Origin of the sequence: Streptomyces pacificus (assembly GCF_011766325.1) — a bacterium.
GTDB lineage: Bacteria > Actinomycetota > Actinomycetes > Streptomycetales > Streptomycetaceae > Streptomyces > Streptomyces pacificus.
The window spans coordinates 1-20,174 of the sequence record NZ_BLLG01000032.1 but is presented as its reverse complement, the minus strand read 5'-3'; the positions used below and the strand labels follow the sequence as shown (position 1 = coordinate 20,174).

Here is a 20,174-nt window from a genome sequence, read left to right as displayed (position 1 = left end):
GCGGCGGGGACACCCCTGTGACCCCCCTGTTCCCGCGCAGCACCGCAGAGCCAGGCCAGAAAAGTCCGAAAAGCCGGTATTGGCGCTGCTAGCGTCCCCAGGCAAACACGCCGAGCACTCGACGGGGAATCGTGAGGCAGAGGAATAGGCCGAGCGATTCCCCGACCCCTGGAGGGGCGTTTTCCATGACTCAGGAGAAGCGGCCGGCAGACCTTCCTTCCGCCATCTTCACGAGCCCGTACGACGTCACCGGCACCATGTCCGGCAGAAACGTTCTCGGTGTCGTCAACTTCACCACCGGATGCACCGGCCCTCGGGTCGAGGACTCCCGGCTGACGGTCGATCTGCACATGGCCCACCGGGCGGACGAGGAATTCTCCGAAGTGTGGACCACCGATCGGCCGGTGGAGACGGGAGTGCACCGCCAGGCCGCATACGCACACGACGGCGAGTACCTGCTCATCGCCGGACGGATTCCACCGGCCGGCCGCTACGCCGAGGGTACGAGCGCCGCGTACTGCGCAGCACTGGAACTCATGGAAGGACTCGGCTACAAGAACTGCTTCCGGATGTGGAACTTCGTGGGCGGCATCAACGGCGACAACGCCGACGGCCTCGAGATCTACCGCGACTTCTGCAAGGGGCGCGCGGAGGCTTTCGAGCTGTTCCGCTTCGGGGACCTGCAAGTGCCATCGGCCACCGGAATCGGCTCGCTGGGAGGCGGGATCGCCTTCTACTTCCTGGCCGGCCGGTCCGCCGCACTGACCTCGATCGAGAACTCGAAGCAGGTCTCCGCCTACCACTACCCGGAGCAGTACGGTCCGCGCCCTCCCAAGTTCGCGCGGGCCACCTATCTGTCGGCGACCCACACCGACCGCACCGGCGGGCAGCTCTACGTGGCTGGCACGGCCAGCATACGGGGACACGAGACCTGCCACGAGGGCGACCTGGTGAAGCAGATGGAACTCTCGCTGGAGAACATATCCCACCTCATATCCCGCGACAATCTCGACGCATACGAGGTCGATCGGGACGCCGGGCTCCGCGACCTCGACAACATCAAGGTCTACGTCCGCCGCAGCGAGGACGTACCGACCGTCCGCCGGATATGTTCCGAGCATTTCTCGCCCGCCGCGAGTGTCGCCTATCTGAATGTCGACATCTGCCGATCCGGCCTCCTGGTGGAGATCGAGGGAATCGTCTTCTGACCCCCGGTCCGCATCGGTCACGAAACGGAGAGAGATGCCTCATTCACCGATGACCGCCCCATACCTGGGGACGAACTGCGAACGCCCCTGGATGACGCTTCCCGCGGCGCAGCAGCCGCACTGGCGGGACCTGCCGGAATTCGACCTGATCGAGGCCGAGCTGGCCGGCGCACTCCCCCTGGTGGCACCGTCGGAGATCCGGGCCGCGAAGAGCGCCCTGGCCGTCGCCGCGGCGGGCGGGGCCCGCGTGCTGCAGATCGGCGACTGCGCCGAATCGTTCGCGGACGCCAACAGGGCGACGACGGGCCGCAAGCTGCGCACCCTCGCCGACCTGTCCGGCCGGCTGGCGGCGCGCACCGGCCAGGAGGTGGCGCGGTTCGGGCGGATGGCGGGGCAGTACGCGAAACCCCGGTCGAGCCCGTTCGAGACCGTCCTCGGGCGCCGGCTCCCCTCGTTCCGGGGCGAACTCGTGAACGGACCGGCACCGGAGGCCGCCGATCGCCGCCACGACCCGGCGCGCATGCTGAGGGCCTACGACGCGGCCGCCGCCGTGCTGCGTGCCGTCCGCGCGCACCGGTCCCGGGCCGGCCAGGGGCCGGAGACCGGCCCCTGGGTCGCGCACGAGGCCCTGGTGCTCGACTACGAGAACGCGCTGCTGCGCGCGGACCCGCACACCGGGGAGCTGTTCCTCGCCTCGACGCACTTCCCGTGGATCGGGGAGCGCACCCGGGGGCTCGGCCAGGCCCACGTCAGACTGCTCGGCGCGGTCACGGGCCCGGTGGGCTGCAAGGTCGGCCCGGCAGCGACCCCCGAGACGGTGGTGCGCCTGTGCGGTCTGCTCGACCGGCACCGCGAGCCCGGCCGGCTGACCCTGATCGTGCGCATGGGCAAGGACGCGATGCGCACGGCGCTGCCGCCGATCGTGTCGGCGGTGCACAGCGCCGGCCATCCCGTCGTCTGGGTCTCGGACCCCATGCACGGCAACACGGTCGCCGCAAAGACTGGGCAAAAGACTCGACATCTCAGCCATATCATCCAGGAGGCGACCGCGTTCCGCCGCGTCCTGGAGGAGGCCGGGCAGCACGCGGCCGGCCTCCACCTCGAAGTGGCCGCGACCGACGTGACCGAGTGCGTCGGCGGGCCCGTAACCGACGAGACGGCACTGCGAGCACGCTACGAGACCCTCTGCGACCCCCGGCTCAGCCCGGAACAGGCACTCGAAGTGATCGACTCCGTCTTCTGACAGCGGAGATGCACCATGGCGACACCCCCGGCAGCGCACCCCGATCCCGGCTCCTCCGGTCTCACCGCGGACATCGCGGTGGTCGGATGCGGACCGGTCGGACTGGTCCTGTCCCTCCTGCTGGCGCACCGGGGATGGCGGGTGGTGGTCCTGGAGAAGTACCAGAACCAGTACCCGTTCCCGCGCGTGGTCGCCTTCGACGGCGAGACCGCGCGCACCTTCGCCGCGGCCGGCATCGGTGGCGAACTGATGGAACTCGGCGAGCCGCTGGGGCAGTACGTGTTCCAAAACGGTGACGGCCGGGAGCTGTTCAGCTTCGAGGCGCCCTACGAGCCCGGCCGCGACGGCTGGCCGATCGCGACCGTCATGCACCAGCCGACCTTCGAGCGGGCGCTGCGCGCACGGGTGGCGGCGCTGCCGGGGATCACCACCCTGTTCGGGCACGAGGTGAGGCGGATCATCGACCACGGGGACCACGTGGAGATCCATGCCCCCGGCCCCGCGGGGCCGGGGGACCGGCGGATCACCGCGTCGTACGTCGTCGGGTGCGACGGCGCGAACAGCTTCGTGCGCGAAGCGATGGGCGCGGAACTGACCGATCTCGGCTTCGCACACGACTGGCTCCTCGTGGACGTCGTATTCCACGAGCCGCGCAGTTTCCGCCCCAACGACGTGCAGATATGCGACCCGAACCGGCCGACCACGATCGTCGCGTCGGGCCGGGGCCACCGCCGCTGGGAGTTCATGCGGATGCCGGGTGAGTCGATCGAGGAGCTGAGCGCCCCCGACCGCATGTGGGAGCTGCTCGCGCCCTACGACGTCTCGCCGCGGAACGCCGACCTGACCCGCAACATCGTCTACACCTTCCGGGCGGCCCTCGCCGACCGGTGGCGCACCGGCCGGCTGCTGCTCGCCGGCGACGCGGCGCACCTGATGCCGCCGTTCGCCGGCCAGGGAATGTGCTCGGGTGTCAGGGATGCGGCGAACCTGGCCTGGAAGCTGGACCTGGTGCTCCGCGGCACGGCCCGCGAGACCCTGCTCGACCTGTACCAGACGGAGCGCTCCCGGCAGGTGCGGCACACCATCGACATGTCCGTCGAGGTCGGCAGGCTCGTCTCCGAGCTGGACCACGCGGCCGCCGCCCGCCGCGACGCCTATCTGATCGGCCTGCACTCCCGCCCCGACGCCCCGAAGCTGTCGCCGTCATGGTTCGCGCTGGAGGACGGGGTGGTGCGCCGCGACGCCTCGGGGGCGGTCGCACCGCGCGCCGGCGAACTGTCGCCGCAGGGCGTGGTGGCGCGCGGCGCGCTCAGGGACCGGTTCGACGAGGTGGCCGGCCGGGGGTTCCAGCTCATCACGACCGTCGACCCGTACGAGACGCTGTCCGAGGGCGACCTCGGCTTCCTCAAGTCGATAGGCACCCGCTTCGCCCGGGTGCTGCCGGCGGGTGTTCCGCCCGGGCAGGCGCGGGACCACGAGGTGGTGGACGTGCAGCGGGTGTATCTGCCGTATCTGGCGCGGACTCGCCGGACGGGGGTGCTGGTGCGGCCGGACCACTACGTGTTCGGATTCGCCGGGGATCGCGCCGACCTGCCGGCGCTCGTCGGTGACCTGCGCGCGCAGCTGCACCTGGCGTGATCGCGGGGAGGCGCCGGCTGCCGCCTCCCCGCGCCCCCTCAGGCGGTGTCCGGCAGACGGACGCACAGGTCTGCCGGCAGGTCCTTGCGGTACTTCACGTTGAGCTTGCGGTAGACCCGGGTGAGATGCTGTTCGATGGTACTCGGTGTGATGAACAGCTTCCCGGCGATCTCGCGGTTGGTGTAGCCGACCGCCGCCAGTGCGGCCACACGCCGCTCCGCGTCGGTGAGCAGGGAGATCGGGTCCGCGGGCGGCTGCTCTTCGGCGGACTCCGCGCGGTCGGGCCGGCGGCGGCTGGGCAGCAGCTCGTCGCGCAGCGCCGCCGCGCCGCACGCCCGGGCCACGTGCCAGGCGCGCCGGGCCACGGTCCACGCGCGCCGGTGATCGCGCAGCGCCTGGTGCGCCCTGCTCAAGTCGACCAGGGCGCGGGCGAGTTCGTACTGGTCACCGCACTCTTCCAGGACGGCCACGGCGTCGCCGAGCAGTCCCGGCCGCTGCTGCGGCGCAACGGTCTCCGCCAGGAGCCGCAGGGCCACGCCCCGGGTACGCGAGGTCTGAGGGCCGAGCCGGGCGAGTTGCTCGTTGAGGAGCCGTCTGGCCTCGTGGCTGTTCCCGCCCTGCCGCAGCCAGGTCTCGGCGGCACTGGTGCGCCACGGCACGAGCACCGACTGGTCCACACCCCACTCGGTCATCAGCTCGCCGCACGAGAAGAAGTCGGCCAGTGCGGCGTAGTGGCGGCCGGTCGCCAGGTAGTGGTGGCCGCGTGCGTGCAGGTAGGGCAGACCGTACCGGCTCCGGAACATGGCCTCCGGCACCGGCAGGGCGAGACCGTCGGCGGCCTCGCCCTGCCGGCCCCGCCTGGTGGCGGCCTCGACGAGCACGCCGAGCGGTATCCCGGCCCCCACCCCCCAGCCGCCGTCGGGCATGAGGGCGAGCGCGTCCTGGGCGTGGGCCTGGGCCCGCACGAGGTCGCCCTCGCGCAGGGCGATGTCACCGCGCACCGCGGCGTACAGCGCCCGCGCCACCGCCAGGTGCCCGGCCCGCGCATCGTCCAGCAGTCTGTCGCACCAGGAACGGGCGGCATCGAGGCGGCCGGAGAGGACGAGGGCCTGCAGCGCGGGCAGCGCCGTCTGGGGTCCCCAGGACATGCCGTCACTGGGACGCGCGACCTGGAGCACGTGCTCGGCGTCCGTGACCGCCTGCTCGTCGGGCCCCCGGGTGAGCACGGTAGCCAGCGCCGTCACGGCCCTGAGGGCGGGGCCGGTGGCGGGACCGGAGGGGCCGCCGTCGCGGCCGGTCCCGGCGGGCAGCCGGGCGCGGCGGGCGAGCGGCGGGTGCGCGCAGGCCAGCCACAGCTCCACGGTCCGGCCCGCCGCACCGGCCGGTTGCCGGGCGCGGCGCAGCCGCTCCATCGCCTCGGCTGCGCCATCGGTGCGGCCGTCCCACAGCAGGAGCGGCACCAGTGACCGCACATCCCGGTCGGAGAGCCGTCCCGCGCGCATGGCGCCGGTGAGCGCGGTGAGACGCCGGCCCGCGGCGGCGGGGTTGACCCGCCACTCCACTCGCACCAGCTTCGCCTCGATCGCCGCCCGGCGCTGCACCTCGGGGCAGGCCCGGTGGGCGCGTTCGAGGCAGCGCAGCGCGGTGTCGATGCGCTCGTCGCGCAGCGCGCGCTCGGCGGCTTCCTCGAGCACCGCCACGGTCCACTCGCCCCCGTCGCCGCCCCCGTCGCCGCCCTCGCCGCCGCCCTCGCCGCCGCCCTCGCCGCGCAGCAGATAGGGCGCCACCTCGGTCGCGGGAACGCCCTCGCCGTGCAGCAGCCGCGCGGCGTCCCGATGGGCCCTGGCGCGCTCGTCGGAGGGCATGTCGTCCAGTACCGCGGCGCGGGCCTCGTCGGTGCGGAAGCGGCCCTCGGCCAGCAGCCCGGCGCCGGTCATGAGGTCGAGCGCACCGCGCACCTCCTCGGCGGGGATCCCGGCGACGCGGCCCAGCCGCTCGACGGTGGCGTGCGCGCCGGTCACGGCGAGGGCGCGTGCGACCGCCACGACATGCGGTTCGCAGCGGTGCAGGCAGCTGACGAGTGCCCGGCCGAGCCCGGGGGCCGCCGCGGGAGCGCCGGCGGTATCCGGCCCGGCCTTGCCCCGGTCGGCGAGCAGGGAGCAGGTCAGCAGGAGGTTCCCCCCGGTGAGTGCCATGGCCTCGCGGCCCGCGCGAGCACCGCCGAACAGTTCGGCCAGGCCCGGCTCCGACAGCGGTGCCACGGTGATCTCACGGCAGTGCGGGTGGCGCGACAGCGCGGAGCGCAGCGGCGAACGAGTACCGCCGGAAGTCTCCGTATGGCCCAGCAGCAGCAGGATCCTCGCCTGGCCCATCCGGCGGATGAGGGACAGCAGCCACTGCAGGGACTGCTCGTCGGCGTATTCCACGTCGTCGACGCCGATCACCAGCGGGCCGTCCCCGGCGAGGTCGAACAGCGCCAGGCACAGCGTGTGCAGCTGGTGGGCCGTCGCGGGTTCGGCCGTCCGGGCCGCCGCGCCGAGCAGCTGCCCGACCTCCCCGGGTGCCCCGAGCGGACGCAGGAGCTGTCCGGCCACGCCGAACGGCAGATCGCGTTCGAAGGCCGAGCCGGTGGCGCTGACGAACCGTGCGCCGCACCGCTCGCCGAACCGGTGCAGCAGCGTGGTCTTGCCACTCGCCACCGGGCCCGTGACGAGGGCGACCCGCCCCGCTCCGGCGACGGCGTCCGACAGCAGCGCGGTCAGCCGGTCCCACTGCGCGTCGCGTTCGACCAGTCCCGGGCATCCCGCCTCGGCGCTGCCCGCCGTGCCGGTCATGGTGGTGCACCTCCCGCCTGCCGGTCCGGTCCGCCGGGGTCCATCGTCTTGGGTCCCGGCCCGGCTGCTCCAAGCGCAGCACAGAGGGTTCTAGGACATCACCTGCACCTGGGGCGGGCGGCAACACTAGGGCTTCACCTCGACATGGCCCGCCCCCGGCGACACCGGCAGGGGGCGTCCGGCAGGCTCGGCGCCACCACGTCAGCTGTTTCCGCCATGCCGCCTGAAGGGTACAGCCATGAGCCAGCGGCCGATTCTGTTCGTCAGCCTGCCCGAGAGCGGGCTGCTGAACCCCATGCTGGTGCTCGTGGAGGAGATGTCCCGGCGCGGCGTGGCGGACCTCTGGTTCGCCGCCGACGACAAGGCCCGTGAGGACGTCGCGGCGACGGCGGTCGGCTCCCCCGTCGAGTTCTTCCCCCTGGGCGAGGTGGTCTCCGAGATGTCCTCGGTGACCTGGGACGACACGACGTACGCGGAGGTGACGCAGCGGTCGCGGTTCAAGGCGCGGCGCGCGGTCATCGAGCAGACCGACCGACCGGCCCTGCGGGCACCCAAGTACCGCAGGCTGGAGGAGGCCGTCGAGAAGATCCGGCCGGCGCTGATGGTGGTGGAGAGCATGTGCCAGTTCGGCTGGGAACTCGCCATCACCAAGGGGATCCCGTTCGTCCTCAGCGACCCGTTCGTTCCGTCGAACCTGCTGACGTCGGCGGTGCCGATCGGGCCGTCGTACACGCCCAAGGGGTTCCCGGTGCCGCACTCTGGGCTGCCCGCGGACATGTCGCTCGCGCAGCGCTGGCAGAACAGGCTGTTCCAGTGGCGCACGCTGGCCATGGCGTTCGGCAGCTTCCACAAGGAGCGCAACGCGGCCGACGCCAGGGTACGCGCCGAACTCGGCATCGCACCCGAGGCCGACGGCCAGTTCTGCCGGGTGGAGAGGTCGGAGCTGGTGTTGTGCTACTCGATCCCGGAGATGGACTACTCCTTCGGCCTCCCTCCGCACATGCGCACCGTGGGGGCGCTGGTGCCGCCGCTGCCGCAGTGTCCACCCGGTGAGCTGTCCGCCTGGCTCGACGCGCAGGAGTCCGTGGTCTACATGGGTTTCGGCACCATCACCCGGCTGACCGGGGGCCAGGTGCGGGCGTTCGTGGAGGTCGCCCGGCGGCTGGAGGGCCGGCACGCGGTGCTGTGGAAGCTGCCACGCGACCAGCAGGCGCACCTGCCCGCCGAGTTGCCGGGGAACCTGCGGGTCGAGACGTGGGTGCCGTCGCAGCTGGACGTGCTGGCGCATCGCAGCGTCAAAGTGTTCTTCACCCACGCGGGCGGCAACGCGTACACGGAGAGCATCCACTTCGGCAAGCCGATGGTGTCGCGTCCGCTGTGGGTGGACTGCTACGACCAGGCCGTGCGCGCCGAGAGCTTCGGCGTGGGGCTCACGCTGTCGAAACCGCACATCGTCGATGTGGACGATGTCCTCGACAAGGTGACGCGCGTCCTCGACGACCCCTCCTTCACCGAGCGCGCCCGGAACCTGGCCGCGCTGCAACAGGCCGCCGGCGGCCGCACCACCGCCGCCGACCTGGTCCTGGACCTGCCCGCGCTGTCTTCGGAAGTGAGCCGATGAGCTTCACCTACCCCGTGTCGATGCCGTCACTGAAGGGCAACGAGCTCGACTACGTCACCCAGGCCGTCACCGGCGGCTGGATCTCCTCGCAGGGGTCCTTCGTGCCGCGGTTCGAGGAGGCGTTCGCCGCCCGCAACGGTGTCGCCCACGGGGTGGCCTGCTCCTCGGGGACCACGGCGCTGACCCTCGCGCTGCGCGCCCTCGGTGTCGGCCCCGGCGACGAGGTGATCGTGCCGGAGTTCACGATGATCGCGTCCGCCTGGGCGGTCACCTACACCGGCGCGACGCCGGTGTTCGTGGACTGCGCCGACGACCTCGACATCGACGTGGCGAAGATCGAGGAGAAGATCTCCCCGCGCACCAAGGTGATCATGCCGGTGCATGTCTACGGACGGCGCTGCGACATGGCCGCCGTCCTGGAGCTGGCCTTCGAGTACAACCTGCGCGTCGTGGAGGACTCGGCGGAGGCCCACGGCATCGCGCCGACCGGTGACATCGCGGCGTTCTCGCTGTTCGCCAACAAGATCATCAGCGCCGGCGAGGGCGGCATCTGCCTCACCGACGACCCCCACCTGGCCCGCCAGATGGCGCATCTGCGCGGCATGGCCTTCACCCGGGACCACAGCTTCCTGCACAAGAAGCTCGCCTACAACTTCCGCATGACCAACCTCCAGGCCGCCGTGGCCCTGGCGCAGACCGAGCGGCTCGAGGAGATCCTCACCGCCAGGACCGAGATCGAGAAGCGGTACGACGAGGGGCTGCGCGGCATCGCCGGCATCACCCTGATGCCCCGGCGCGACGTCCTGTGGATGTACGACCTGCTGGCCGAACGCCGGGAGGAACTGCGGGAGTTTCTGGCCGCCCGCGGGATCGAGACCCGGCTGTTCTTCAAACCGATGAGCCGTCAGCCCGGCTACCTCGACCCCGTCTGGCCCGCGCTGAAGGCGAACCGCTTCGCCGAATCCGGCCTGTACCTGCCGACGTACACCGATCTGACCGAGAGCGACCAGGAGTTCATCGTGGCCCAGGTCCGCGCCTTCTACGAGGCGTCGGCATGACCTCCCCCGAGGCGGGCGCCGGCGCGGACGCCGTCCCGTTCGTGCTCCGGCGCCCCGGAGTGCCGTTCCCGCCGCCCGAGTACGACGAGTTCCGCGGCCGGCCCGGCCTGGTGAAGGCCGCCCTGCCGTCGGGCGACACGGTGTGGCTGGTGACGCGGCACGAGGAGGTGCGCCAGGTCCTCACCGAGCCGCGCATCAGCTCCAACCCCGCGCACCGGGGATTCCCCGCGCCGTCGCGCACCGGTGGCGTGCCCACGGCCGAGGAGGTGCCGGGCTGGTTCGTGGCCCTCGACCCGCCGGACCACACGAAGTTCCGCAAGGCGCTGATCCCCGAGTTCACCGTGCGCCGCATCCGCTCGCTGCGCCCGGCCGTCGAGGAGATCGTCGACGACACCATCGACCGGATGCTCGCCCGCGGTGACAGCGCCGACCTGGTCGAGGACTTCGCGCTGTCGGTGCCGTCCCTGGTGATCTCCTCGCTGCTGGGCGTGCCCAAGGTGGACCGGGGCTTCTTCGAGGCCAAGACGAAGGTCCTCGTCACCATCGGCTCCACCGACGAGGAGCGCGACGACGCCTCGCAGCAGCTGCTGCGCTATCTCGACCGGCTGATCGCGATCAAGACCAAGCGTCCCGGTGACGACCTGATCAGCAAACTGGCCGGGGACGGGTCGCTCTCCCCGCAGGAGCTGTCCGGCGTCGCCATGCTGCTGCTGATCGCCGGGCACGAGACCACGGCGAACAACATCGCCCTCGGCGCGGTCACCCTCCTCGAGGACCCGCAGTGGATCGGGGACGAGCGCACGGTCGAGGAGCTGCTGCGCTACTACTCGGTCGCCGATCTGGTGGCTCTGCGCGTGGTCGTGGAGGACGTCGAGATCGGCGGCCGGCTGCTGAGGGCGGGCGAGGGCGTCGTCCCGCTGGTGGCGGGCGCCAACCACGACCCGGCCGTGTTCGCACGGCCGCACGAGTTCGATCCGTCCCGGTCCGCGCACGGGCACGTGGCGTTCGGCTACGGCATCCACCAGTGCCTCGGGCAGAACCTGGTGCGCCTGGAGATGGACGTCGCCTACCGGAAGCTGTTCTCCCGCGTTCCCACCCTGCGGATCGCGGTTCCGCTGGAGGAACTGCCGTTCAAGTACGACGGGGTCCTGTTCGGACTCCACGCGCTGCCGGTGCGATGGTAGCGCCCCTTCCCGGAGGAAAGACATGACGCGCATCAGTGTGGACACGGGCAAGTGCATCGGCGCGGCGCAGTGCGTACTGACCGCACCCACCGTGTTCGACCAGAACGACGACGGATTCGTGGAGCTGCTGCAGCAGGCGCCGGACGGGGCGGAGTCGCGGTCGGCGCGGATGGCGGCGTCGGTGTGCCCGGCGCAGGCCATCACCGTGCGGGAGTGACGAAGCCCGGGCGGGAAGGACGCGACCCGGTCGGGCCGCGGGGCCGCCCCGGCCGCGCGGACGGCCTCCCGCCCCGAGGGGCGGGAGGGGGCGTCCCGGCGGCCGGTCACCAGGTGACGGGGAACTCCGCCAGGCCCCCGGCCAGCCGGCCGCCCGGGTGCGACTCCAGCTCCGCCTCGGGCACCGCGAGCCGCAGCGAGGGCAGCCGCTGGAACAGCGCCGTGTAGGCGACCGCCAGGATGACGCGCACCAGCGGCGCGCCGGTGCAGTGCCGCATGCCGTGGCCGAACGTGAAGTGCGGGTTGGGGGTCCGTGTGACGTCGAACCGGTACGGGTCCTCGAAGGCCCTCGGGTCGTGGTTGGCCAGCGAGAAGTCCAGCATCACCAGGTCGCCCTCGGCGATGGTGACCCCGCCGATCCCGATGTCCTCGCTCGCGTAACGGGGCAGCACGGGGCTGCCGATCGTGGCGCGCATGACCTCGTCGACGGCGTGGGCCATCACGTCGGGGTCGGCCGTGGCGAGCGCCAGCTGGTCGGCGTTGCGCAGGAACAGCAGCACACCGAAGTCGAGATGGGAGGCGAGCCCGGACAGCCCGGTGAACAGCAGGGTGACCGTGTGCAGGCCGATCTGCTCGTCGGTGAGCCCCGCCTCGGCGAACCGGGAGATCACGTCGTCGCCGGGCCGGCCCCGGCGCTTGCCGCCCAGCTCGGCGGCGTAGCCGAACAGGGCGTCCATCCCGGACTCGGCGTGCCGCCGGTCGGTGTCGCCGACCGTGTCCATCATGTCCAGCAGCCGCCGGCGGTCCTCGGCGGGGACGCCGACCATGTCGCACAGCGCCTGCTGCGAGTACTCCATCGAGTACGACGCGTGCAGGTCGGCGGTGGGCCCCGCGGCGACGATCGCGTCGATCGCGGCATGCGCGAGGGCCTCGACCCGGGAGCGCCGCTCGATGACCCTCCGGGCGGCGAAGCTCCGGGTGTACAGGATCCGCTTGCTCTCGTGGTCGCGGCGCTCGGTCTCCACGTCGTCGTCGGTGACGAGCATGTCGAGCATCGGGTTGCTGAAGAACCGGGGTGCGTTGGCCGGGTCCTTGTGGGAGCGGCCGAGACGGCGGTCCTGCAGCAGCGCCTTCACCTCGGCGTGCCGGGTCACCAGCCATCCCTCGTCGCCTGCGGGTGTGCGGATGCGGCAGACCGGGGCCTGCTCCTGCAGGCGCAGCCGGATGTCGCTGAAGGCCAGGATCGACGGCAGTTCGAGTTCGACCAGGGGGAGTTGCTGTGCGGAGGGCATGGGGGTGTTCCTTCCGGAGGGTACTGCCCCGGGCAGCGGGGCACGGCTCAGGACCGGGCGTCGTCGAAGGCGCCGAGCCAGTCCTCTATCGCTTGGGCGGTCATGGCTGCGTCCTCCTTGACCATGGCCATGTGGTCGGTCGGCACGACCCGGATCTCGTCCGCGGGCACCGGCACCTCCTGTTCGGTGGTCGTGAAGTCCGTGCCGTCCACCTCCCGGCCGCACCGGATGAGCAGCTTCGGCACGGTGGGGTGCAGACCGGTGTCGATGATGCGGACGAACCAGTGCGCCATCGCCGACAGCCGGGCGCTGTTCAGGTTCACCGCAGGCGAGTCCATGGTGCTGAAGTAGTTGGTGGTGACCGCGTCGAAGTCCAGGCCCTCGTTGGTGTCGTAGCGCAGGCTCAGCGTGTCGAGCATGATCACGGCCTCCGGGGCGATACCCCAGGTCTGCTCCACCGCGGCCGCGGCGAGATAGGCCAGGGTGCCGCCGGAGGAGTGGCCGACCAGGCAGAACGGGTCTCCGTCGCTCGCGTGCAGCACGCTCTCGGCGACCCAGCGGACGGCGGCCGCGGTGTCCTTGGGCAGCGGCTCGCCCGGCTCGAAGCCGACCAGGGGCAGTGCCGACACATGGCGCCTGCCGCGCAGATGCGCCGCGAGCCTGGCGTACATGTGGACGCCGGCGGTCGCCCCCGGCGCGCTGATGCAGATCAGCTTGGGCAGCGCCGGGCCTTCCGCGAGCGTGACCGGGGTGGGCAGCGACTCGAGTTCGGCCGGGGTCTCGAACATCGGGCGCAGATTGGCCACCGCTTTCAGCAGGCTCAGCCCCTGCATCACCTTGCCGGTCGACACCGACTCCATGAACAGGCCGAACACGGTGTCGGACGCCTCGACGGCGCCGCCTGGGCCGCCGACGGCCGAGGCGGCGCCCCGGAGTTCACCGAGCTCGGTGAGCAGGGCACGGGCCAGGTTGGCCGGCGTCTTGTTGTCGAAGACGACGGAACCGGCCAGTCTGCGGCCCCCCAGCAGTTCACCGAGCTGGTTGCGGAGTTCGACGGCGATGAGCGAGTCGAAGCCCAGCTCGAGGAAGTCCTTGTCCGCATCGACGGCGCTCGGGTCACGGTGCCCGAGCAGGGCCGCCGAGGTGCCCACCACGAGGTCGACCAGCATCGCCTCACGCGCCTCGGGGGCGGCACCCCGCAGCCGGTCCAGGACGGTGACCGCGGCCTTCTCGGCGGGCACCGCGGCCGGCTCCTCGGCGAAGACACCGCGCAGCAGCGGGGCCACCGGGAGTTGCGCGGGCCGGCCCCCCGGGTCGAAGGACATCGGCACGAGCAGCGCCTCGTCCCGGCCGAGCGCCGCATCGAACAGGGCGAGTCCCTGCTCCGGGGCGAGCGGCGGCATCCCGGACCGTGCGATGCGCTCCATGGCCGCCTCGCTCAGTCCTCCGGTCATGCCGCTGCCCTGAGCCCACGGACCCCACGCCAGTGAGACGGCGGGCAGCCCCTCGGCGCGGCGGCGGGCGGCGAGCGCGTCCAGATAGGCGTTCGCGGCTGCGTAGTTGCCCTGCCCCGCCGCGCCCATGACGTTGGCGACCGACGAGTACAGGGCGAACACCGCGAGATCCGTCTGCCGGGTGGCCCGGTGCAGGTGCCAGGCCGCGTCGGCCTTGGGCCGCAGCACCGCGTCGAGGCGTTCGGGGGTGAGGGTGTCGAGCAGCCCGTCGTCGAGCAGGCCCGCGGCGTGGACGACACCGGTGAGCGGGTGCGCGGCGGGGACGCAGGCGAGGAGCTCCGACACCGCGTCCGCGTCGGCGACGTCGGCGGCGACGACGGTGACCGACGCTCCCCGCGCCTCGAGTTCGGCGCGCAGTTCGCCCGCCCCGGGGGCTTCGGGGCCGCGGCGGCCGGCGAGCAGCAGGTGCCGGATGCCGTGGCGGGTGACGAGGTGGCGGGCCAGATCCGCGCCGAGTCCGCCCGTTCCGCCGGTGATCAGGACCGTGCCCTCCGGGTTCCACTGCGGGGCGGAGTCGGCGCCGGCGGGCAGTTCGGCGAGGCGGGCGAGGTGCACGGCGCCGTCGCGCACCAGCACCTGCGGCTCGTCCCACGACACCAGCCGTACGACCGTGGCGATCGACACGTCGCGATCGTCGACGTCGACCAGGGTGAACCGGCCGGGGTGTTCCGCCTGGGCGGTGCGCACCAGGCCCCACGCCGCCGCGGCGGCGGGATCCTCCCCGGTGGCCGCGCCCCGGCTGACGAACACCACGCGCGCGCCGCTGTACTGAAGGCTCTCCTGGAGCAGCGCCAGCACCCGCGCCGTGGTGGCGCGTACGCTGCCGGGTGTCTCGTCGCCCGAGACGGACACGACGAAGACGTCCGGAGCCGCCGCCGGACCCGCGGCGCCGGCGAGCGTCTCTCCGTAACCGGTGACGATCTGGCCGGCGCTGTAGAGGACGTGCGCCACGTCGAACTCGTCGGTGCCGACGACGGCCCAGCGCGCGGTGGCGGCGGGCACACCGTCGAGCGGGGCGGCGACCCAGTCGACCCCGTACAGCGCGGGCCGGTGGGACTGCCGCGGCGCCGCGTAGGGCCCTTCGGGGGCCCCGGTGGACCGCGGCCAGAACCGCTGCCGGTCGAAGGGGTACGTGGGCAGGTCGACACGGCGGCCGCCGGAGTGGAAGGAGGACCAGTCGACCTTCGCACCGGCCGTGTGGAGCCGGGCCAGCGCGGTGATCACGGCCGTCTCCTCGGGCCGGTCCCGGCGCAGCAGCGGCACGCAGCCGTCGACCAGCGCCGACAGGACACCGGCCGGGCCGACCTCGGCGAAGGTGGCGTCGCCGATCGCGGCGACATGGTCGGCGAACCGCACCGCGTCCCGCACATGCCGCACCCAGTACCCGGGGGATGTGACGTCGCCGCTCGCGGCGATCGGCACGCGCGGGGGGTGGAAGGCGAGGTGCTCGACCACGTCGCGGAACGCGTCCAGCATCGGATCCATCAGCGGGGAGTGGAAGGCGTGGCTGACCCGCAGCCGGCTGTGCTCCCAGCGTGCGGCGACCCTCAGGGCCTCGCTCTCGTCGCCGGCGATCACCACGGAGCCGGGGCCGTTGACGGCGGCCACGCAGACGCGGTCGGTGAGGTGCGCCAGGACGTCGGCCTCGTCGGCCTTCACCGACACCATGGCGCCGCCGGCGGGCAGTTCCTCCATCAGCCGGGCGCGCGCCGTGATCAGTGTGGCGGCGTCCTCGAGCGTGAGGACTCCGGCGACGTGCGCGGCGGCGACCTCGCCGATCGAGTGCCCGGCCAGGTGGTCGGGCCGCACACCGAACGACTCCAGCAGCCGGTACAGGGCGACTTCGAGGGCGAACAGCGCGGGCTGGGTGTTCCCGGTCCGGTTCAGCGCCTCCTCGTCGTCCCCCCACATCACGTCCCGCAGCCCCGGCTCCAGCAATCCCAGCGCCTCGTCCAGCGCCGTACGGAACGCCTCGAACCGCTCGTACAGCTCCCGCCCCATGCCCAGGCGCTGGGCGCCCTGCCCTGCGAACAGCACGGCGAGCGGCCGGCGGGCCGCCGTGCCGCGGGCGACCACGTCGCCGTCGAGGAGCACGGCGCGGTGCTCGAAGGAGGTGGGGCGGGTGGTCAGCAGGGAGAAACCGATGTCGAGGGAGCCGGCCGGATCGCCGGAGCCGCCGCGCAGCCCCCGGGCCTGCTCCACACGGGCGTCCAGGGCGGAGGCGGACTTGGCGGACAGGAGCCAGGGGACCGGGACGCCGGGGTGCCGCCCGGCGGCGGGGTCCGCGTCGGGGGTGCCGGGGGCCGGCGGTGCACCGGCGTCCGGCGCCTCCTGGATGATCACGTGTGCGTTGGTGCCGCTGACACCGAACGACGACACGCCCGCGCGTCGCGGCCGGCCGCCGGCGGCCGGCCACGGCGTGTTCTCGGTGAGCAGCGACACCGCCCCCGCCGACCAGTCGACATGCGAGGACGGCTCGGTGACATGCAGGGTCACCGGCAGCACACCATGACGCAGCGCCATCACCGTCTTGATCACACCCGCCACACCCGCCGCCGCCTGGGTGTGCCCCAGATTCGACTTCACCGACCCCAGCCGCAACGGCACCTGACGACCCTGCCCATACGCGGCGATCAACGCCTGCGCCTCGATCGGATCACCCAGCGCCGTCCCCGTACCATGCGCCTCCACCGCATCCACATCCGACGGCGCAAGACCGGCCGAGGCCAGGGCGGCGCGGATCACCTCCTGCTGGGCGGGGCCGTTGGGCGCGGAGAGCCCGTTGGACGCGCCGTCCTGGTTGACCGCGCTGCCCGCGAGGACGGCGAGCACGGGGTGGCCGTTGTCCAGGGCGTCGGACAGCTTCTCCACGAGGAGCACGCCGATGCCCTCGGACCAGCCGGTGCCGTCGGCGTCGTCGGAGAACGCCTTGCAGCGGCCGTCGGGGGCGAGTCCGCCCTGGCGGGTGAAGCCGGCGAAGTTGGACGCCGTCGTCATGACGGTGACACCGCCCGCGAGGGCCAGGGAGCACTCGCCGCCGCGCAGCGCCTGAGCCGCCAGGTGCAGGGCGACGAGCGACGAGGAGCAGGCCGTGTCGAGGGTGAGCGAGGGCCCCTCCAGGCCGAGCGTGTAGGAGACCCGTCCGGAGATCACGCTGGCCGCCGTGCCCATGCCGGCATGTCCCTCGACGTCCTCCCGCGAGGCGATCAGCACATGGCCGTAGTCCTGGCCGTTGGTGCCGACGAACACGCCGGTCCGGCTGCCGCGCAGCGCCACCGGGTCGATGCCGGCGCGTTCGACCGCCTCCCAGGAGGTCTGCAGCAGCAGCCGCTGCTGCGGGTCAGTGGCCAGCGCCTCACGCGGGGAGATGCCGAAGAAGCCGGGGTCGAACTCGGCCGCGTCGTAGAGGAATCCGCCCTGGAGCGTGGCGCTGTCACCGCCGGCGAGCGCGCCGATGTCCCAGCCCCGGTCGGTGGGGAAGCCGGAGACGGCGTCTGCGCCCGCGGACACCAGTTCCCACAGGTCCTCGGGCGATCGGACGCCGCCGGGGAAGCGGCACCCGATACCGACGATCGCGATGGGTTCGTGCCGTGCGTCCTGAACCTGCCGAAGCCGCTGGCGGGTCTGGTGCAGGTCGGCGGTGACCCACTTCAGGTACTCAACGAGCTTCTCGTCGTTCGGCATCGCCGCAAACCTTCCTGGTCAGCTCTCGGAACGTCGGCCGAGTTCGTTGTCGATGAAGGCGAGCACCTCGTCGGCGCTCGCGGCGCTGAGGCGGTCGGCCACCTCGGCCTCCTCGTCCGGCGCGGCACAATCGCCGTACCGGGCAAGGAGGTTGCGCAGCCGGGCCGCGACCCCGGACAGCCTGTGGTCCTCGGTCGTGCCGGCGGCCAGGGCCGCCTCCAGCCGGTCGAGTTCGGAGGTGAGCGACGGGCCCTCCGGAGCGGTGCCGAACAGTTCGCCGGCCAGCCGGTCGGCGAGTTCCCTCGGCGTGGGGTGGTCGAACACCAGGGTGGCGGCCAGCTTCAGCCCGGTCACCGCCGACAGGCTGTTGCGGAGTTCGACTGCGGTCAGCGAGTCGAAGCCCAGCGAACGGAACTCCTTGTCGGCGTCGATCGCGGCGGGCGTGGTGTGCCCGAGGACACCGGCGGCGTGTCCGCACACCAGGTCCAGTACGTACGCGGCCCCCTCTTCGGGCCCCAGTCCGGTCGGCAGGTCCGGCAGGGTGCCCGCCGGGTCCGCCGCGCCGGCGCCGGCGGTCCGCTTCCCACCCCGTACCAGGCCGCGCAGCACCGCGGCGACCGCGACCGGCCGCTCGGTGCGGCCGGTGGCGATGCGCGCGGGGACCAGGAGCGGCTCGTCGCGGGCGAGCGCCGCATCGAACAGGGCGAGGCCCTGCTCCGGGGAGAGCGGCGGCATCCCCGAGCGGCCGAGGCGGTCCATCGCACCGTCGGCGAGCTGGGCGGTCATGCCGCCGTCCTGGGCCCAGGGGCCCCACGCCAGCGACGAGGCGGCGAGGCCGAGGCCCCGCCGGTAGGCGGCGAGTGCGTCGAGGAACGCGTTGGCAGCCGCGTAGTTGGCCTGCCCGGCGGCTCCGGTGACGCCGGCCACCGACGAGTACAGGACGAACGCCGCCGGACGGTGGCCCAGCGTCGCCTCGTGCAGGTTCCAGGCGCCGTCGACCTTGGGTCGCAGCACCTCGTCGAGCCGTTCGGGGGTCAGCGAGCCGATCACGCAGTCGTCGAGCACACCGGCCGTGTGCACCACGGCGGTGAGCGCGGGCACCGACTCCACCAGGCTTTGGACCTCGGCGCGGTCGGCGACGTCGCACGCGGCGACGGTGACGTCGGCGCCGTGGGCGGCGAGTTCCGCACGAAGAGCCGCCGCGCCCGGGGCGTCCCCGCCGCGCCTCGAGACGAGCAGCAGCTTCCCCGCGCCGTGTTCCGTCACCAGGTGGCGGGCGAGCGCGGCGCCCAGGCCGCCGGTACCGCCGGTGATCAGGACGGTGCCCTCAGGGTCCCATGCGGATGTCCCGCCCGCTCCGCTGACCCGGGCGAGCCGTCCGACCAGCAGCTCGCCTTCGCGTACGACGACCTGGCTCTCCCCGGCGTCGAGCAACGCGGGCACGAGCGGCAGGGCGGGTGACGGATCGCCCTCGACGAGCAGGATGCGGCCCGGGTTCTCCGACTGCGCGGAGCGTACGAGGCCCCACACGGTCGCCGCCGCGAGATCGCCGGGGCGCGTGGTGAACACCAGGCGGCTGTCGGCGAACCGGTCGTCGTCGAGGAATTCCCGGGTGACGGCGAGGGCCCGCCGGGCCAGTGCATGCGCCTCGCCCGGCACATCGCCCATGGACTGACCGGTGGCACCGGCCTCGCCGGAGGGCGCTGGGCCGACCCGGCCGGAGGACTCGGCGGCGACGGCGACGACGTCGGGGACCGTGCCGACCGCGGCGAGGTCCACGACGGTCGCCACGCTCGGCGCACCGGTTGCCTCGAGGCGGGCGGGCAGCCAGTCGAGACGGAACAGGGAATCCTGCCCGGCCGGAGCCTCGAGAGGGGCCCCGAAGGTGACCGACCGGGCGGAGACGACCGGCGCGCCGCTCGCGTCGGCGGCCGCGAACGAGCCGTCGGCGCCCCACCGCACGCGCAGCGCCGGCGCTCCGACGGCGTGCAGGCAGAGGCCTTGCCACTGCAGCGGCACCCGGTCCGGGTCTCCGTCCCGCACGGCGAGGTCCAGCAGCGCCGGGTGCACTCCGTAGAACCTGGCGTCGGTGGACTCGGCGGGGAGTTCGACGGGCGTCCAGCCGTCGCCGTCGAAGTCGGCGGCATACTCGCCCGGTGCGAGGACACCGGTGGCGAGGCGGGTCCACGGCCCGTCGTCACCGGGCCGCGAGTGGACGGTGAGCTCCCGCTTGCCGTCGTCGGCGGCGGCGCCCACCCACACCTGGAGCACGCCCGGTGTCAGCGGGGCGAGGACGGTGAGCGATTCCACGGTGCCGAGGCAGACGTGGTCGGCGGCGCGGAAGGCGATCTCGGCGAACACGGTCTCGGGGAAGCCGACGGGAAGGCGGTTGGTGAACACCACCGCGTCCGATCCCGCGACGGGCATGGCGGCGCCGAGAACGGGGTGGTCGACGGGGCCGAGCCCCACGGCGCCGACGTCGCCGGTGCGCTTCAGCGGGGTCGGCCAGTAGCGTTCGTGCTGGAAGGGGTAGGTCGGCAGATCGACCCGCCGCCCGCCCGGGTAGAACGGGGACCAGTCCACCGGCACACCGTCCACATGCAGTCGGGCGAGCGCGGCGAGCAGCGCATCCACCTCACCGCGGTCCCCGCGCAGCACCGGCACCGCACCCTCCACCAGCGC

At 72.9% G+C, this 20,174-nt stretch carries 11 protein-coding genes; 7 read left to right on the top strand and 4 right to left on the bottom strand.

The genetic code is table 11. From position 1 onward, the window contains the following. The first annotated feature begins 185 nt into the window (after window positions 1-185). The 3 genes from SCWH03_RS27540 to mhpA are packed head-to-tail and all read left to right on the top strand — an operon-like array spanning window position 186 to window position 4,089. Entirely contained in the window at window positions 186-1,208 is a 1,023-nt protein-coding gene (locus SCWH03_RS27540) for an FkbO/Hyg5 family chorismatase (RefSeq protein ID WP_173267529.1), read from the top strand. Window positions 1,209-1,257: 49 nt separating this feature from the next. After that, entirely contained in the window at window positions 1,258-2,451 is a 1,194-nt protein-coding gene (locus tag SCWH03_RS27535) for a 3-deoxy-7-phosphoheptulonate synthase (RefSeq protein WP_173267527.1), read from the top strand. 15 nt (window positions 2,452-2,466) lie between these two features. Then, a complete protein-coding gene (gene mhpA / locus SCWH03_RS27530; RefSeq protein WP_173267526.1) occupies window positions 2,467-4,089 on the top strand; it encodes a bifunctional 3-(3-hydroxy-phenyl)propionate/3-hydroxycinnamic acid hydroxylase MhpA in 1,623 nt (540 codons plus the stop codon). A 38-nt stretch (window positions 4,090-4,127) separates the two neighbouring features. Here mhpA and SCWH03_RS27525 read toward each other — a convergent pair whose 3' ends face one another. Continuing rightward, the gene (locus SCWH03_RS27525) at window positions 4,128-6,923 is read right to left on the bottom strand and encodes a helix-turn-helix transcriptional regulator (RefSeq protein ID WP_173267524.1); all 2,796 of its coding nucleotides are present in this window, start codon (window positions 6,921-6,923) and stop codon (window positions 4,128-4,130) included. Window positions 6,924-7,161: 238 nt separating this feature from the next. Here SCWH03_RS27525 and SCWH03_RS27520 point away from each other — a divergent pair, with 238 nt between their 5' ends. Genes SCWH03_RS27520 through SCWH03_RS27505 form a run of 4 tightly spaced genes read left to right on the top strand, consistent with a single transcriptional unit; the run spans window position 7,162 to window position 11,003 of the window. Continuing rightward, window positions 7,162-8,544, top strand: coding sequence for a glycosyltransferase (locus SCWH03_RS27520; protein WP_173267522.1), 1,383 nt, complete (start codon window positions 7,162-7,164; stop codon window positions 8,542-8,544). Further along, entirely contained in the window at window positions 8,541-9,602 is a 1,062-nt protein-coding gene (locus SCWH03_RS27515; RefSeq protein ID WP_173267520.1) for a DegT/DnrJ/EryC1/StrS family aminotransferase, read from the top strand. Before SCWH03_RS27520 ends, SCWH03_RS27515 begins: the two co-directional genes overlap by 4 nt. Beyond that, window positions 9,599-10,786 carry a cytochrome P450 gene (locus SCWH03_RS27510; protein WP_173267518.1) on the top strand — a complete coding sequence of 396 codons (1,188 nt, stop codon included), beginning with the start codon at window positions 9,599-9,601 and terminating at the stop codon, window positions 10,784-10,786. Before SCWH03_RS27515 ends, SCWH03_RS27510 begins: the two co-directional genes overlap by 4 nt. Window positions 10,787-10,808: 22 nt before the next feature. Continuing rightward, on the top strand, window positions 10,809-11,003 hold the full coding sequence (locus SCWH03_RS27505; protein WP_173267516.1) for a ferredoxin: 195 nt from the start codon (window positions 10,809-10,811) through the stop codon (window positions 11,001-11,003). A gap of 106 nt (window positions 11,004-11,109) precedes the next feature. Here SCWH03_RS27505 and SCWH03_RS27500 read toward each other — a convergent pair whose 3' ends face one another. The 3 genes from SCWH03_RS27500 to SCWH03_RS27490 form a co-directional block, all read right to left on the bottom strand. Beyond that, window positions 11,110-12,294 carry a cytochrome P450 gene (locus tag SCWH03_RS27500; RefSeq protein ID WP_173267515.1) on the bottom strand — a complete coding sequence of 395 codons (1,185 nt, stop codon included), beginning with the start codon at window positions 12,292-12,294 and terminating at the stop codon, window positions 11,110-11,112. A 47-nt stretch (window positions 12,295-12,341) separates the two neighbouring features. Beyond that, window positions 12,342-17,492, bottom strand: coding sequence for an SDR family NAD(P)-dependent oxidoreductase (locus SCWH03_RS27495; RefSeq protein ID WP_173267513.1), 5,151 nt, complete (start codon window positions 17,490-17,492; stop codon window positions 12,342-12,344). A gap of 18 nt (window positions 17,493-17,510) precedes the next feature. Next, a partial coding sequence (locus SCWH03_RS27490; RefSeq protein ID WP_173267511.1) for a type I polyketide synthase occupies window positions 17,511-20,174 on the bottom strand: 2,664 nt, incomplete at its 5' end.

What these genes read in the sequence shown, in the direction of transcription:
- SCWH03_RS27540 (WP_173267529.1), top strand. Translation starts at nt 186, where the DNA reads ATGACTCAGGAGAAGCGGCCGGCAGACCTTCCTTCCGCCATCTTCACG.
- SCWH03_RS27535 (WP_173267527.1), top strand. Translation starts at nt 1,258, where the DNA reads ATGACCGCCCCATACCTGGGGACGAACTGCGAACGCCCCTGGATGACG.
- mhpA (WP_173267526.1), top strand. Translation starts at nt 2,467, where the DNA reads ATGGCGACACCCCCGGCAGCGCACCCCGATCCCGGCTCCTCCGGTCTC.
- SCWH03_RS27525 (WP_173267524.1), bottom strand. Translation starts at nt 6,923, where the DNA reads ATGACCGGCACGGCGGGCAGCGCCGAGGCGGGATGCCCGGGACTGGTC.
- SCWH03_RS27520 (WP_173267522.1), top strand. Translation starts at nt 7,162, where the DNA reads ATGAGCCAGCGGCCGATTCTGTTCGTCAGCCTGCCCGAGAGCGGGCTG.
- SCWH03_RS27515 (WP_173267520.1), top strand. Translation starts at nt 8,541, where the DNA reads ATGAGCTTCACCTACCCCGTGTCGATGCCGTCACTGAAGGGCAACGAG.
- SCWH03_RS27510 (WP_173267518.1), top strand. Translation starts at nt 9,599, where the DNA reads ATGACCTCCCCCGAGGCGGGCGCCGGCGCGGACGCCGTCCCGTTCGTG.
- SCWH03_RS27505 (WP_173267516.1), top strand. Translation starts at nt 10,809, where the DNA reads ATGACGCGCATCAGTGTGGACACGGGCAAGTGCATCGGCGCGGCGCAG.
- SCWH03_RS27500 (WP_173267515.1), bottom strand. Translation starts at nt 12,294, where the DNA reads ATGCCCTCCGCACAGCAACTCCCCCTGGTCGAACTCGAACTGCCGTCG.
- SCWH03_RS27495 (WP_173267513.1), bottom strand. Translation starts at nt 17,492, where the DNA reads ATGCCGAACGACGAGAAGCTCGTTGAGTACCTGAAGTGGGTCACCGCC.